The organism is Anaerovibrio sp. RM50, from assembly GCF_000622005.1.
Taxonomy (GTDB): Bacteria; Bacillota; Negativicutes; order Selenomonadales; family Selenomonadaceae; genus Anaerovibrio.
In genome coordinates, this window is the sequence record NZ_JHWV01000026.1 from 1 (window position 1) to 15,711 (window position 15,711).

Below are 15,711 nucleotides of genomic sequence, written 5' to 3' on the forward strand. Positions count from 1 at the left end.
TTTCCCTGATTCACAGGCCTTGATGAAGGCACTGTATCTTGCTACTCTGGAAGCCACTAAAAAATGGACTATGCCGATTCGTAATTGGGGCCGTGTATACGGCGAATTAAGCATTATGTACGAAGATCGGCTTGAATATTAGGCTATTTCTTGTTACAGCTTTATTAAAATTGAGGCCTGGAGCCAGTCCTCAGTTTGTTGAGTTGTCTAAAATTAAAGCTAAGAAAAATGCTGGAACCGGTTTCAACCAATTCCAGCAAAATTATGAAATATATAGTTTTTTATTGCCATAGAAGACTCTATTTACAGAGTTTTTTTCACAGGCTCTATTAAGGGAGCAATGGTCCATATCCCCCTAGTGTATAGCTATTCTTGTGCTTCAGGAATAGAATATCCAGCGTAACCACACCATACGTTATTATTGCCATCATAACGTTCGCTTATAATGTTATGATCTATTCTTGCTGTATTGACTTCCTTTATGGCTTGCAAACGTTTACCATTACGACCTTCAACTAGCGTCCAATATATTCCTCTGTTTGCATCATGATATATATATTTAATCTGATTATTTGACAGAGGTATCGAATACTCTACCCATCCTTTGTCTTCGCAATATTTTCTTATATGTTTTAAAATGGATGCATCTTTTTTAATATTATTTGGAATAAAATGAGGTTTGTAATAATCATCATCTTTTCCATTGTAATAAGAATAGGTTTTGAATCCTGCTATAATATCATAATCAAAGAGATTAGATAGCTCGCCATTTGGAATGCAAGCGAGCATAATTGAATCATTATCTCCATGGATTAATGAAAATTTTATACCATCATCTGTGTAAAGAATTCTGATTAAGTACGTAAGAACAGGAAGGCGCGAATAATGTTCGTAGGTCTCTATATTGCCTTTTGCTTTAAAATAAGGGTGATTGGAGTTATCAAAAGAATTTTGATTAGGTTCTACACAAGGATTTGTAACATCGGATTTATTGGCATCAACATCTACGGTTTTTGCATCAACACAAAGGGTGCAATCTGTAAGTATAATGCCTAAGTCAGAGCATATTGGTGAAGGATATATACCTTTCAAATCATCGTAAAATTTCTTATATATGTGATAACTGATAAGGCGTTCTGCTACGGTATCTAGCTTATTATTTTTTTTCCATATTAAAAAAGAATGATAATTATGCCTAATTTCTCTTTCAATTTTGAGTAGATCACCAAGAAACTCGTCAGATTGGATAATTTCTTCTAAGTATTTGAAATATTTTTTTTCAAGGTTAAGTATATTTTTTTGTTTTTTGGTTAATTTTTTATTAATATCTTGTTTTGCCATAATCAATGGTCTCCATTTATTATTTTAACTAACTAATCAATTGACGGATCAAAATTTGAAAGATAAAAATTCAATTTTTGTTTTACATAACCAGACATTTCAGGGTTTTTATGAACTATGCGTACACGCTTCTTTTCACCTTCTAGCAGTTCAAAGGTAGGAATTTTGCTAAAATAAAACCGAGTTTTTCCTGGATTTTTACCAGCCTTCAATGGTCTATGCTTGTAATACTCTTCAAGCCTTCCGTTAGGCATGCACATTATAGATATTAACTCGGATTTCAATGTTTTTGAACTATTAAGCAAGCAAACAAAATAGGTTAAGGTGATTTTTTTATCACCAGTTCTGATGTTTGTGTAGTATGTCGGCAAATTAGGAATATACTCCCGCTCCTCTGTTTCACGTACCAGCATATGCCCTTTGTAGGAATTTTGATTTTCTCCTACAAATATTGAGTTGGAAAAATCACCAATATTATCTTTATCTCCGCCTTCGCTTGTGGTAACTGATTTCAGGTCAATATGGATGTAGGCATCGTCTACTTCAAAAAATAGGTCAGAACTAACCGGATTAGAATTTGGCTGGCCGGCAACTTTACCGTTAAGAAGAGCATATATAATGCGCTCGCATCCAACATCAAATTGTGATGTACCGCCAGATCCACCATATTTACCGTCCCAATCGGCTTTTATATCATTCATTGTGTTCAAACCTTTTAAAATATCATCCTCTGCAAACTTTAAAAAATACCAATATTTTAATAAATAATGATACTCTAAGGCTTCAATTTCCTTTAATGATAATTTTGAATTATCAAATGCCATCTTAATCCCCCCAGTATTATCAAAAGACTTAACAAAGTCAACTATTCTACAAAGAAATAAAAAATCCTGCGCTATGTGGAAAAAAAGTAATATTTCTTTAAATGTCGGAAAAAATGCTTGTGTAACGTATATCAAAATCGGTTATATGATTCTATGTTAAAAATATTCCATAATTTTATTGAGATTTGCAGGAGGAAAATGACCATTAAAGAATTAATTTACATATAAATTTATATTATTCGTGGAAGTGAATGTATTGGATAAAATGACCGATAAGCAGCGAAGTATAATTATGTCCAAGATTAAATCCACTAACACCAAGCCAGAGCGTAAGCTTCGGCTTGCTCTGTGGCATAATGGCATCAGATATCGAAAAAACTGGCGGAAGCTTCCCGGTTCCCCAGATATAGCCATCACAAAATATAAGATTGCTGTATTTGTGGATGGTGATTTTTGGCATGCTCGGGGGCACCAAGAGGCCCCAGGGGAGCAGGTGAAAACTAACAAGGAATATTGGGTTCCAAAATTAACTAGAAACGTGGAGAGGGATAAAGAGGTTAACGATCAGCTGACACAATTGGGCTGGCTGGTACTTCGATTCTGGGAAAGTGAAATTGAAAAAGATATTGGGGCTGCGGTTGATGAGATAAAAAAATTTCTTCCATGATTAATTATGAGGAAATCCTGTTTGGGGGATCGTGCTATTAATTTGTTAAAAAATAAGGAATTGCTTGAAAAAATGCTTTTTTTGATATATAATCAAACACGTTGATTCGATGTTCATGGGGGCGTAGCTCAGTTGGGAGAGCACATGCCTGGCAGGCATGGGGTCAGGGGTTCAAGCCCCCTCGTCTCCACCATAAACAAAAGTAAGCACTTTGCATTAAGCAAAGTGCTTTTTTGTTGTAAAAAAATAATAGCTTATAGTATATAAATAATTTTAGGTCTTTAATTAGGGGCATATTCTACACAATGATGATTAATTGTATTATTTTACTAGACATGGTGCTTTACCCCTTTCGTAAGTTGTTTGTGGTGATTCAATCTTACTAAGTGGTAATAGTCCATGTCTATTTAATTTTGCGAAAGATATTATACGTTATCAAGTTTAGGTTGTATTCCCGCCAGCACATTCCCATGAAATAATTACACCAACAAATTAAAGTTTTGCCGACTGTCTTAGTGTTTCGGGAAAACTTCAAATTGGAAGTGTTTTCTTTGACGGAGAATTCGTTAGAAATACGAACCAGGGTCAGCATGGCTCAATGGCAGTAAATAATAAAAGAGTGCAAGGAACTGTGACGGGCTGTATTTTATTTTTAAATATAATTAAATAATAATGATTATCCACAAAATAAATGCTCAAATATTTTGAATAGTAGTTAATAAATATGAAAATTGTCACAATATATTGTATAATAGGAATAGTTGTGTCGGACAATAGACCTAAGCAAACATAGGGTATTTATATACATGTTTTTGGGTAGAAATGGTAGGCGTTTGGGGAAATGGGTAAGATGATATTGATAGAAAATAAAGATGAATATAAACGGATATTTATTAAAGAATTTCTTGATAAAGTACAATTATCTGATGTTTATCGCAATGCACTGCATGATGCAGGTATACGTTGCTTGCGTCAGCTTATAGAAGCATATAATAATGATGAATTGAAATATTTGAAGCTAAGTGAAAAGAAAATTAGGGATGTTGAGCTAGCATTACTGGAAACAATGGGGCTGGTAGCAGAAGACCAAGAAGATAAAATTGAAGCGGAAATAGAGAATGATGTTCCTGAAATAATAGAAACGAAAGCGGAAGAGGAAATAGAAGAGGAAGCTCCTGCTGTGCAAACAGAGGAGAATAGTGAAAACGAGCAAGAAAATTCGGTTGGAGAAGATGTAACGGAAGCAAAAGAATTAAAAGTTGAAGAGACGAACCTATCGGAAGAAAATAAAATAGATGAGATAGAAGAGAAAAATAAGATAGATTCTTCAAGGACGGCAGAAGATAAAGTCGATTCCAATGCAGATAATATGGAAAATGGTACTTTGGAAGATAAAAGACACTGCTGTAGCTTTGACGAAGAGAATTATACTGAAATAAATCTCAATACCATAGAAGAGAACATGAGAGTGTATGAAGAATCTGGTGATTACTGGGTGGATTTATATACTCGTAATCCTTTAATTGGTAATGCATTATTACCTGAGGAAAGAATAAAAAAATTATATTCTAATGCCCAAAAAGCCATAAAGAAAATTCTGGATAAAGATATTGAAAAAATTCCATTAGAGGCAGAGATGAAAATTACTTTTGTGGTTATTAATATTGCCAAGACATGGGATACTGAAGATAATAGCAGCTTTTGGGATTATATTATATCTCAATTTGGTTACAGAGATACTGCAGGAATTTTAAGGAACAAACTTCAGGACTATGTGAAGGATGCAGTAGAAAAAAATAATAGGTGGTTTATACAGGATGCTAAAGGCGATCGCTATAAATCAACGATTGTAGCCCATGCCTTGGCAACCAAATCTTCATGGAAATGTTTGTATGATTTTTTATTTGATTTTTATCAGAAGAATTTGGGTTTTACCTACGATGAGGGAGATCCAACTATTTTCAAAATGATAAAAGTCCTGAGAGAAAAGTTCATTAGCGGAGATACAAATAAAAGTGACAACTTGAAAATCAGTTCTAAATCATATAAGTTTCAGGAAGGGATTAGAAAACTTGTAATAAATAAACCAGGTTATTCTGCTAAATTATTTTTACATATGCTCCGTAGGATTGATGCTTTATTTAAAGATCATATAGATAGTTTATCTAGGCAATTTTATGTGGATGAATTATGCGATATTTGGTGGAATGAACGAATAAGTGACGCTTCAGAAAGTACAGAACGTAAAGCGGGTACTAAAAAAGTAGCTATTGACTATGACAGAATAAGACCTTTCTACTCATTGTGTAATGAGAAGGATGTTAAAATATCATTTCCAGATATAAGACTTAAAAAAACTGATTTTGCTGATAAACCAGAATCTATTATTTATATAGGAGACCTTGAAATAGAGAAGAGTCGTCGGGCAGATTATGGTGATGAATTAGGAAAGACAATCAAAGGATTTGATATAAAAGTTAATATTGATGATTTTCTTATAAAGGGAGATGGGTTATTACGAGTAAGAATTGTTATAAAATGTGATGAAGAAGTTATTTATGACTCTAAAGATTCACTTTATAGGGATTTGTTATGTTTTTCTGGAGAAAAAGAATGTAAGGTTTCTGATTGCAAAAACGGAGATTATTTATTCATTTGTCCGGCTGGGACAACGTTGGATATAAAAGGAGCAGATTTTTATCAAGTATCAGCTGAAAGTAACTATGGAACCTATTATGCTAGTTTGAAAGATGACTTTGTTATAATACTTAATGAAAAGATTGTTGCTTCTGCAGCCTCTAATTCTACTAAAAGTGCAGGGGTAAGTGTTATAAGGCCAAATTGTAAGCAGGACATATCATATATTTTTAATGGCAATAAGTATAGTGTAATATCAGAATTGGATACTATAGCTGTTAAGCTGGACAAGACCTGTGACTATCAAAAATACAGATTTAAAATGAATGGAGAAGAGTTATCATCTTCAGATTATATCACGGAAGAACAGGAACAGAATATTTTATGTATGATACCATTAGTGGTAGATGAATATAATATCTGTAACTTTGAAGTGGTAGATTTGGTCAAAAAAATTCCAGTTTATAGTGAAGAATTTAGGTATGAGGAATATTTGACTTGGACTTTTGATAAGAAAGTATATTATAGCAGTGATGACTATAAAGGTGCCAAGGTTACAGTAACAGATGTTAATGGTTCCCGTGATTATGGGATTGATTATGGGCAGGAGATTATATCTGTATCTGCAAAACGAGGTATGTACGAAATAAAAATTCCTAGAATAACTGTACAAACGAGTGAGGGGAAGGTATGGGGCAACGATATTTTATGTTGGATAAAAGAGCTTGAACAGTCGAGGCTTTCTATTAGTTATCCGAATAATTGTAGTGTCAAACTTTTTGTTGGCGATGATGAGGTCAGCAAAAGTAGTGATAATACCTATGATCTTACTTGTGATATTCACAAATATAAAAAAACGGACTTAGAAGAAGTAAGTATTACACTTCGTGTAATGGTGGATGATGAACCAGAGAAAACATATTGCTTGATAAGGTTTTCGCCAAAAGAACGCTTCGCTATTGAGCCTAAATTTGAATTCAAGGATGGAAGCCTTTATTGGAATAGAGGAGGTAAGTTCATCGGTAGCAGTACAGCAAAATTGCGGCTGGTAATAAATGGGGAATATAATTATCCGTTGAAGTTGGATGATGATTTTGTGGCAAAAGTTTTTGACATTCCTATCGATGAATATAATTACATAATTATAAAAAAACCAGAGAATATTTTTCAGTTAAAAGATGAAGAAATAGCCGAGGGTACATTAAAAATAGGTGATGAAAATGAGCTACGTTTTAAAGGGAATCAGATAAAAATTAAATATATTACAGATGAGCAAATAATTAATGGCCCCAATAATAGCCAAAAACTAGAAAGAAAAGAAAGAAGAATAAAAAAAATATATATAGATCATCTCAAATATATTGGTATTGATAATTCACATCCAATATATAGCGGAATCATGTATTTCATTAATAAAGGGAGACGCTGTGAATTTTCTTATGAAGAGGATGATGAAAATGATAAAGATTTTATCATCAATATGGTAAATCCTGTTAAAGTAGAATATATTGATGAAAATTATATAAGTGTAAAAAATGAGAATAGCGGTGGTTTCTTTTATTACTTAAATTATAATCAACAAAAAGTAGAAAGTACCTATCGAGTTACGGCCAAAGAACCTAAACAAAATAATAAAAAAGATAAAGATAAGTATAGACTTATCGATTTGTACATATATGAGAAGGAGAAAATAAAAGAAAATGTTTAATCCAATTGAAGCATCAGAAAATATTAAGGATGAATTTGTAAGTTATGTTTCCACAAGATTTCATATAGCGGATAAGGATTATGCGGTGCAATTTGAGGATGAGTTGAACAAGAAGGATGTTATAGCAAAGGGGCCGTACCTGGATATAACAGATTCTTTTAAAACTGGGGATAATATTGAGAGCTTAATTGAGGCAGGAGAGATGTCGCCACTATTTCGTCAGCTTGAAGCCAGTGTGGATGAGGGTGATAAGGAAATAAAATTAATACGAAAATTGTATTTGCACCAACAAAAAGCGATAGAAAGAATAAACAGAAATAAAAATCTTGTGGTTACTACTGGAACTGGTTCGGGTAAAACGGAATGCTTTATTTTACCTATCATCAATCATTTGTTAAGGGAACAGGAAGCGGGAACACTTGATGATGGTGTACGTGCAATTATTATCTATCCTATGAATGCGTTAGCCAACGATCAGATGAAAAGATTAAGGTTGATTTTTAAGAATTACAAAGATATTACATTTGGTGTCTATACTGGCAATACAAAGTATGATGATGTAGAAGGTATTGCTGAATATGGCGAAGTTTTTGAGGATGCAAATGGTGCGAAACTTAAACCTCTTCCAAATGAGGTGATTTCTCGTAAGACTATGCAGGAAAAACCCCCTCATATTTTAATTACCAATTATGCTATGCTGGAGCACATGATGCTTCGTCCAAACGATGATAAGGTTTTTTCTGGTGCTAAGCTTAGATTCCTGATTTTGGATGAAGCTCATATCTATAAAGGTGCTACTGGTATAGAAACGTCCCTGTTGGTGCGTAGATTGAAAGCAAGAATCAGTTCTGACGGCGAAATAAGGCATATACTGACCAGTGCGACTCTTGGTGGTGAGGAAGAAAATGATGATATTATCAATTTTGCGGAAACATTGTGTGATGCAAAGTTTGATTCAGAAGATATTATTCGTTCTGAAACCGTCATCCAGGAATTTAACGAAGAAATTAAAGATTACCCTCTGCAATTATTTGCAGAATTAGCTGAACAGCAAGACAGTTTGAATGCCATTTTGGATAAATATGGTATCAGTTATGATGCTTCCCAAAAGGATGAGGAAAAATTATACGATTTATTTATGTCATCAGGCGTTTATAGAGAATTACGCAGGGTTGCTGTTGGTCCTATGACAGTATCAGAGATGTCAAAACAAATAAATAGAAATATTCCAGTATCAGAGCAAGATTTAGTTAATATAATTAATGTTGCTTCACGGGCTGAAAAAAACAAAGCAGCACTTATCAAAGCCAGATATCACATGTTTGTGAGAGCCTTGGACGGTGCATATATATCTATCGTGCCATCAAAAAAAACAATATATTTAAATCGTTCCCAATATACTCCGGATGGAGAGAATAGAGTGTTTGAAGCAGCAGTATGTGATTATTGTGGTAGAGTGGGAATTGCAGGAAAAAAGAATAATGGTATATTTGAATTCGCCAGTGATATAAGGGATACGGAATATGAAGTATATCTTTTAAGGGAACAGAATGAACTATGGGACTTTGGCGACGAAGAAGACGATGATGAGACAAACATAGATAAGAATGACTATATAATTTGTTCTAAATGTGGAGCCATTTGTGATGAAAGCCTAAAAGACGAGTTGTGTGATTGTGGCAGTGAATATTACATAAAAATAAGAAAGGCGGAAATAAAAGGAGAAAGAAAAGAGCACCGGTGTCCTTTTTGTAATCATGGGAATGTAAAAAAGTTTTATCTCGGTTATGATGCTGCTACAGCTGTATTGGGAACCGAGTTATTTGAGCAATTACCAGAAACGGAAACAGTTATAAAATCTGAAATAAAAGATATTAAGAGCAATGATAATATATTTGCTCAATATAAGCTTGCTCGTAATAAAGTGGGGAATTGTAATGAGACGGATAATATGGTCCGTCAATTTTTGTCATTTTCAGATAGCCGCAGTGAAGCGGCATATTTTGCATGTTATATGACTTCTTTTTATGAGATGTTCTTGCGGAGAAGGGGGATATGGCATGTTATAGAGAAAAATAAAAAACGTTCTGAATGGACTGTAAATGGTCTTGTTGATGAGGTTACAAAATATTTTGTTAATGAAAAAACTTTTAAAACATCTAAAAAACAATCAAATGATGATCTAGAAGCACTAAGCAGAAGTCAGGCTTGGTTTGCGGTTTTAAATGAAATGGTTAATGCCGGAAGCAATACAAGCCTAATGTCCGTGGGAATCATTGATATTGTTTATGGTGGTAATCCTGATGGGTTGATGGAAGAAATTGCAGAGCATTATGGGAAAAATAAGAATGATGTTACAGCATTATTCAACTTGTTGGTAATGGATATAGTTTATAATGGTGCACTTCATATACCATATGATAGTGGTATAAGTCTTGCCCAAAAAGAAGAGATTTTTCATACACCTGTCGACCACAAATTTGTTCTACAGATATCTGCAAATGAGAAAAGAAAAAATTTAAGAGGTTGGATTCCAAAGCAAGGTTATTCAAATAATCGCGTAAAAAGAGTGATGCAGACTTTGGGGATTTCAAAAGAAGAGTCAATAGAATTTTTGGCAAATTATTGGGATAATATACTGGAATTAAATGGTAATGAGAAAAATGGATATCAAATTGATCCAGACCAGTTTGTAATTAGGGTAGGAAATGATGATGTGCCATTATATGTTTGCGAAAAATGTGGCAAGACAACTATGACTAATTGTCAGGATAGGTGTGTAACAATAAGATGTGGGGGAACGCTAAAAAAAGTATCTCGTAGGGAGTATTTCAAAAATAATCATTATGTAAGGCTTTATTCAAATAAAAAGATGCATCCGCTTCGCATTAAAGAACATACCGCGCAGTTAGGGAAAAGAGAATTAGAGAAATATCAGAATATGTTTGTACAAAAAAAGATAAATGCTCTAAGTTGCTCGACAACCTTCGAAATGGGTGTAGATGTGGGTGACCTTGAAACAGTATATCTTAGAAATATTCCACCATCACCGGCAAACTACGTTCAGAGAGCAGGACGTGCTGGCAGAAGTATTCATTCAGCAGCCTACGCCTTGACGTATGCAAAGCTGGGGTCTCATGATTTTAATTATTATGACAAACCGGAACGTATGATATCTGGGAAAATAGGTGTGCCTCTTATTACAATAAAAAATGAAAAGGTCGTTTTGAGGCATATTTTTGCTGTTGCTCTCAGTGATTTTTTTAATAAGCATGAAAATGTATACAATAAAAATAATGCTCATGTATTATTAAATGAGCATGGTTTTGAAGAGCTGGTTAACTATTTAGCTGAGAAACCAAAAAAATTAAAAAACTTATTAAAGAAGTCAATTCCTGTTGAATTACATGAAGTGATGGGAATTAATGATTTTAGTTGGATTGATAAACTCATTGGAACAGATGGTATTCTTAAAATAGCAGTAGAAGATTTTAGAAATACTGTTGCTTGGTATGAGGAAGCATTAAAAAAGGATTCATCACTGGAAAAGAGTTTTAGAGAATTCAGGAAAGCCCCAGGCGATACCCATGGAAGAGACAAAAATGGACTAATAGAATTTTTGGTACGCAACAATGTTCTCCCCAAATATGGGTTCCCGGTTGATACTGTTGAGCTTTACACAGGATTAAATGCAACTGGTGGAAATCCTGAAGATAAAATTAAACTTATTCGTGATTTGCAGTTGGCAATTGCTGAGTATGCTCCTGGAGCTCAGGTAGTTGCTGATGGAAAACTGTATACCAGCCGTTATATTCGTAAGTTGCCCCAAAAAACTGGGGAAGTATGGGAAGATGTATATATTGCCGAATGTCAGGATAATGCATGTAAGACTTGGAATCATAGAAGAGTAAAGCCTTCAGGCGATAAAATGAGATGTATTTCTTGTGGTAATGAAATAGAAAAATCAAAATGGATGTCGGCGATAGAGCCTCGCAAGGGATTTATTGCTGAAGCTTTACCTAAACCGGTTCCATTGCGAAAACCTGATAGAGCTTATAAGAGTGATGATTATTACATAGGTGATTTAGAGCGGCAAGTTATCAATAAGACCAGTTTCATGATCAACGGACGCAATAAACTCCAAATGGAAACCTCTGCCAATGATTCACTGATGGTGGTATGTACGGAAAAATTCTTTGTTTGTAATAGGTGTGGTTATGCAATAAGCGTGGATGATGTAAAAAATGACTCAAAAAATAAAAAGCTTGTTTCTTATGCATTAAGTCATGAGATACAACATAAATCACCAATGGGAGAGGATTGCGAAAATGTAAAGCTTTATAAAAAAGCATTATGTCATTCATTTAAAACAGACGTTGTAAAAATCGTATTTGGCATTGACAGGGCAAATGATCACGAAACCATGCTTTCAGTTATGTTTGCATTGTTGGAGGCGATGTCGGAAGAACTAAATATTGAACGTACAGATATAAAAGGGTGTCTACATAGGGTGAGATACGAGGGAAGTATGATTTACTCCATTATACTTTATGATGCCGTTGCAGGTGGTGCTGGACATGTTCGCCGTTTGGTTACAGAAGATTGTGCAGTATTCCAAAGAGTTGTGGAAAAAGCAATTGATATCACCAAGAATTGTAGGTGTACGCCATCATGTTATAATTGCTTGAGAAATTACAATAATCAGGCTGTTCATGATATTTTGGACCGCGAAAAGGCATATAAATTCCTGGAGATTTTTACTGGTGAAGTAGCCCAAACGTTAAATGAAGATTCTAAAGTAACTCAAATATCATATAAAGAATTAAAAGATGAACTTATAATCAAGGACACTTTTCCTTCTGGTGGGCAGTTTGATAGTTGGAGCGGACTGTCAGTAATGCTTCCGGAAAAGTATCTGGAATTATGGGAAGAATTTGATACGTATGATATACCTATTCCGGAAGAGCTTTATTGTAAGGGTATAGTTAAAGGGCTAGATAAGGAGATAGAGATACTTATTCGTTGGAAAAACGCCAAGATAATGCTCTTTGATAATGATAGTGAGATGATAAAACTTCCAGGTTGGAAATCAGTTAAGGTCAGTGATATTAGAGCTAAAGCATTAAAAAATTCTTTTCAGGGGGGTAAATAATAAATGGCAAGAATGATACCATCATCTTTAGTAAATAACCATAATAGCTTTGGAGAACAAAAGGTATTTAAAGCTTTAGAAAAACTTTCGGACGAATATACGGTGTTTCATTCAGTCAGATGGAACTCAACAATACTAAATAAATACAATAATAATCCAGAAAAAAAAGATATAAAAACTGTAATATGGGGAGAGTGCGATTTTACTATCTTTCATAGAATTTATGGAATATTAATTGTTGAGGTAAAATCAGGTGGAATAGAATGTATTAACGGTCAGTGGAGCTATATACGTACAGATAATGGTGAAAAGCATAGTATGAAGTATGGGCCGCTGGAGCAGGCTGACAGAGGAGTTAAGTACATTACTAAGGATTTAGTGTCGGATATTCTCCCAAAAGATGAAAAAAACAGACAATACTGTTTGGTCGAACCAGTAGTATGGTTTCCGTCAATTTCAAAAAAAGATTTTGTAGGTAAACTACCTGTTGAATATCGTGATGAAATTGTTCTTTATGAAGATGCATTGGATAATCCACAAAATTTTATTGAGAAAATATATAAGTTTTATGATGGCATAAATCATACAATGTTAAGTGCAGATTCTTGTAATAAGCTAATCGAAGGTTTTGCACCACATTATCAAGCTTTACCAAGCCTTAAGTCAAAAAGGGAAGAAAGAATTGCTTCTTTTATTAGACTTACAAATCAGCAGAGCTATTTGTTAGATTATCTTGAAGAGCAGAAAAGTGCAACTATACAAGGAGCAGCTGGAACTGGTAAAACAATGATTGCTATTGAAAAAGCAAAGAGGTTAGCTAAAAGTGGCAAAGTACTATTTCTTTGTTTTAATCGATACCTTAAAGAATATCTACAGCAGCTAAAAAATGATGATCCAGAAAAGTTTAATGGTATAGATTTTTATAATTTACCTCAGCTGGCTTGCAAAAAAATGCAGGTTCCGTCCGTTTCAAATGATGATATTATGTATTTTCTTGATAATCATGATCATTATGATTGGGAGTATACCAATATAATCATAGATGAAGGGCAGGATTTCCGAAACGAAGAAATAAAACAATTAAATGATATTGCAATTTTAGAAGATGGAGCTTTTTATGTTTTTTATGATAAAAAACAGTTTGTTCAAGGAGACAATACGCTTCCGGAATGGTTCGTAAAAGCTGAGTGTAGATTGGTTCTTAGTCTGAATTGCAGAAATACATATCAAATTGCAGATACATCTGGAAAACCGATAAATTTGACTCCTGCAGTAAAAGATAGATCTGTTAAAGGTGATATGCCTAGCTTTTATATTTGCTCTGATAAAAATAAAGCTTTAAATACAATAAATAAGTTAATTGACCAATACAGATCTGCAAAGTATCCATATCGTGAAATATGCATTCTGACGATGAAAACAGAAGAAACATCCATTTTGTCAGGAGTCGATAAAATTGGTGTGCATGCTATAAGTAAAGAACGAGGAGATAGAAGTGTTTTGTTTACAACGGCAAGGAAGTTTAAAGGCCTTGAATCAGATGTAATTATTTTTGTCGACATTGACTCAGATTCGTTCAAGTCTAACCGTGGTGAAGAAGATGATTCTAAATGCCTGTTTTATGTAGGATGTTCAAGAGCAAAAATTAATTTAGATGTAGTTTTTATAGGTGATGACGATGATTTAAAAAATTTATGTTCTGATATTTCAGACAAAGACTATCCAAATGGAAAAATTGCAGTTGGAAGAAGTCTTAATGTAAAACCAGTAGTGGTTAGGTAAAGTCTCTTTAAATAGTAGCTTCAAAAACTGGACCAGTGTATTCAATTATTGTATTTAAGTAAAATGTCGTATTCGCGAAGGTGAAGGTGTTTTAGAAACTGTTTTTTACTGGCAGTTTAATGAATTTTTTTACTTTATGTGTAAAATACTGGTGAAAGATGATACTTCAGTATTCTTGAGGGGGAATAATTATGGCTACAATTGGCAAAGAAACAACGGTTTGTGCAAGTTGCAGATACTGGGGCGGGGATCATCACTATATTGATTCCTATGAAACTATGATTGAGTATGAGCAGGAAAACGGCAAATGCCGGTGTCCCCAGGCAGCCCAGATAGAAAGGGCACCTTTTGATGGATGTGGTTTTCACAAATTAATGTGAAAATGGGCCGTTCCCATCAGTAGTTTCGGGAGCCAGCCCAGAGAATTCAACATAGTTATGATGAATTAAACGTAAATGTGTAGGTAAAAAAGAGAGGAGTATAATTAAATGTCAAAAATGATTCCAGTTGAAATTAATGATGAATCAGTCACCAAAAACAAGGCAGTAATGAAGACGTTTAATTGTTTGAAAGAAATGACATGGGGTGACGCCATTGTATTGCATTCTGTGCTTTTGAAGCAGTCTTCATTAAATGAAAAATGTGAAATTGATTTTGTTGTAATTTGTGATGAAGGTGTAATGTGCGTTGAAGTAAGGGGCGGAGTACTAGAACACAAGAATGATCAGTGGTTATATGGTGATAGAGTTGTAAAAAGTGAGGGCCCTTACAATTTTATGCAGAAAAGCATGAAATTATTGCAACAATATTTGGAAGAACATTTTTCAACAGATGATCCGATCTGTAATTGCCATTTGGCATGCTGTTTGATTACGCCAGATTGTGTTATAAAGGCGGAGAGTGGTTATACGGAGGTTATTCCGGAAATTACTTATAATGCTGAAATGGAAAGCAGTGATTTGCCAAAAGTGTTTGAACGATCTTTTAGGTATTGGCAGGAAGAAAGACATTTTGGCGGAAATGGAAAGCTGGCTAAACAGGATAAGGAACGCTTGGCAACATTTCTTAAGGGTTAATTAAAACATTTAGTAGTAATAATTGGTAGATAAATACTCATAAAAAGTGCTTATAATGGGGACTCCTTTCAGGAGAGTACAGCCCATGTATAAGCACTTTTTTACAGTAAGGCTTTAAAGATCATTGGCCAGTTTTTGAATATAATCAGTTGAGAGGCCGGTGTATACGGCAATTTTATCAATAGGTTCATTTTTACGAGCCTGTGAAAAAAACTCTGTAAATAGAGTCTTCTATGGCAATAAAAAACTATATATTTCATAATTTTGCTGGAATTGGTTGAAACCGGTTCCAGCATTTTTCTTAGCTTTAATTTTAGACAACTCAACAAACTGAGGACTGGCTCCAGGCCTCAATTTTAATAAAGCTGTAACAAGAAATAGCCTAATATTCAAGCCGATCTTCGTACATAATGCTTAATTCGCCGTATACACGGCCCCAATTACGAATCGGCATAGTCCATTTTTTAGTGGCTTCCAGAGTAGCAAGATACAGTGCCTTCATCAAGGCCTGTGAATCAGGGAAA

8 protein-coding genes and 1 tRNA gene are annotated in these 15,711 nt (G+C 34.2%); 7 read left to right on the forward strand and 2 right to left on the reverse strand.

Going from position 1 to position 15,711, the window contains the following annotated elements; all coding sequences use genetic code 11:
• Positions 1-366: 366 nt before the first annotated feature.
• Positions 367-1,341: a hypothetical protein gene (locus T525_RS0110560; RefSeq protein WP_027407177.1), complete on the reverse strand. Its 975-nt coding sequence runs from the start codon at positions 1,339-1,341 to the stop codon at positions 367-369.
• A 32-nt stretch (positions 1,342-1,373) separates the two neighbouring features.
• Positions 1,374-2,165 carry a hypothetical protein gene (locus T525_RS0110565; protein ID WP_037325626.1) on the reverse strand — a complete coding sequence of 264 codons (792 nt, stop codon included), beginning with the start codon at positions 2,163-2,165 and terminating at the stop codon, positions 1,374-1,376.
• A gap of 265 nt (positions 2,166-2,430) precedes the next feature.
• Between T525_RS0110565 and T525_RS0110570 the strand changes: the two genes are divergently transcribed.
• The 7 genes from T525_RS0110570 to T525_RS0110600 all read left to right on the forward strand — a co-directional run bounded on the left by T525_RS0110570 (position 2,431) and on the right by T525_RS0110600 (position 15,187).
• Positions 2,431-2,832 carry a very short patch repair endonuclease gene (locus T525_RS0110570; protein ID WP_037325627.1) on the forward strand — a complete coding sequence of 134 codons (402 nt, stop codon included), beginning with the start codon at positions 2,431-2,433 and terminating at the stop codon, positions 2,830-2,832.
• Between the two features lie 117 nt (positions 2,833-2,949).
• Positions 2,950-3,025, forward strand: a tRNA-Ala gene (locus tag T525_RS0110575).
• 648 nt (positions 3,026-3,673) lie between these two features.
• Positions 3,674-7,177 (forward strand): hypothetical protein, encoded by a 3,504-nt coding sequence (locus T525_RS0110580; RefSeq protein ID WP_027407180.1) that lies wholly within the window; start codon positions 3,674-3,676, stop codon positions 7,175-7,177.
• The gene (locus tag T525_RS0110585; protein WP_027407181.1) at positions 7,170-12,329 is read left to right on the forward strand and encodes a DEAD/DEAH box helicase; all 5,160 of its coding nucleotides are present in this window, start codon (positions 7,170-7,172) and stop codon (positions 12,327-12,329) included. The genes T525_RS0110580 and T525_RS0110585 overlap by 8 nt, the downstream gene beginning before the upstream one ends.
• 3 nt (positions 12,330-12,332) lie before the next feature.
• Entirely contained in the window at positions 12,333-14,111 is a 1,779-nt protein-coding gene (locus tag T525_RS0110590; protein ID WP_027407182.1) for a nuclease-related domain-containing DEAD/DEAH box helicase, read from the forward strand.
• Positions 14,112-14,302: 191 nt separating this feature from the next.
• Positions 14,303-14,491, forward strand: a complete 189-nt coding sequence (locus tag T525_RS0110595) for a hypothetical protein (RefSeq protein WP_027407183.1) — start codon at positions 14,303-14,305, stop codon at positions 14,489-14,491.
• A 108-nt stretch (positions 14,492-14,599) separates the two neighbouring features.
• Complete coding sequence (locus tag T525_RS0110600) at positions 14,600-15,187, forward strand: nuclease-related domain-containing protein (RefSeq protein ID WP_027407184.1); 588 nt, start codon at positions 14,600-14,602, stop codon at positions 15,185-15,187.
• Positions 15,188-15,711 lie beyond the last annotated feature (524 nt).

Excerpts from the sequence above, each read along its gene's own strand:
- T525_RS0110560 (WP_027407177.1), bottom strand. The coding sequence starts at position 1,341 with ATGGCAAAACAAGATATTAATAAAAAATTAACCAAAAAACAAAAAAAT.
- T525_RS0110565 (WP_037325626.1), bottom strand. The coding sequence starts at position 2,165 with ATGGCATTTGATAATTCAAAATTATCATTAAAGGAAATTGAAGCCTTA.
- T525_RS0110570 (WP_037325627.1), top strand. The coding sequence starts at position 2,431 with ATGACCGATAAGCAGCGAAGTATAATTATGTCCAAGATTAAATCCACT.
- T525_RS0110580 (WP_027407180.1), top strand. The coding sequence starts at position 3,674 with ATGGGTAAGATGATATTGATAGAAAATAAAGATGAATATAAACGGATA.
- T525_RS0110585 (WP_027407181.1), top strand. The coding sequence starts at position 7,170 with ATGTTTAATCCAATTGAAGCATCAGAAAATATTAAGGATGAATTTGTA.
- T525_RS0110590 (WP_027407182.1), top strand. The coding sequence starts at position 12,333 with ATGGCAAGAATGATACCATCATCTTTAGTAAATAACCATAATAGCTTT.
- T525_RS0110595 (WP_027407183.1), top strand. The coding sequence starts at position 14,303 with ATGGCTACAATTGGCAAAGAAACAACGGTTTGTGCAAGTTGCAGATAC.
- T525_RS0110600 (WP_027407184.1), top strand. The coding sequence starts at position 14,600 with ATGTCAAAAATGATTCCAGTTGAAATTAATGATGAATCAGTCACCAAA.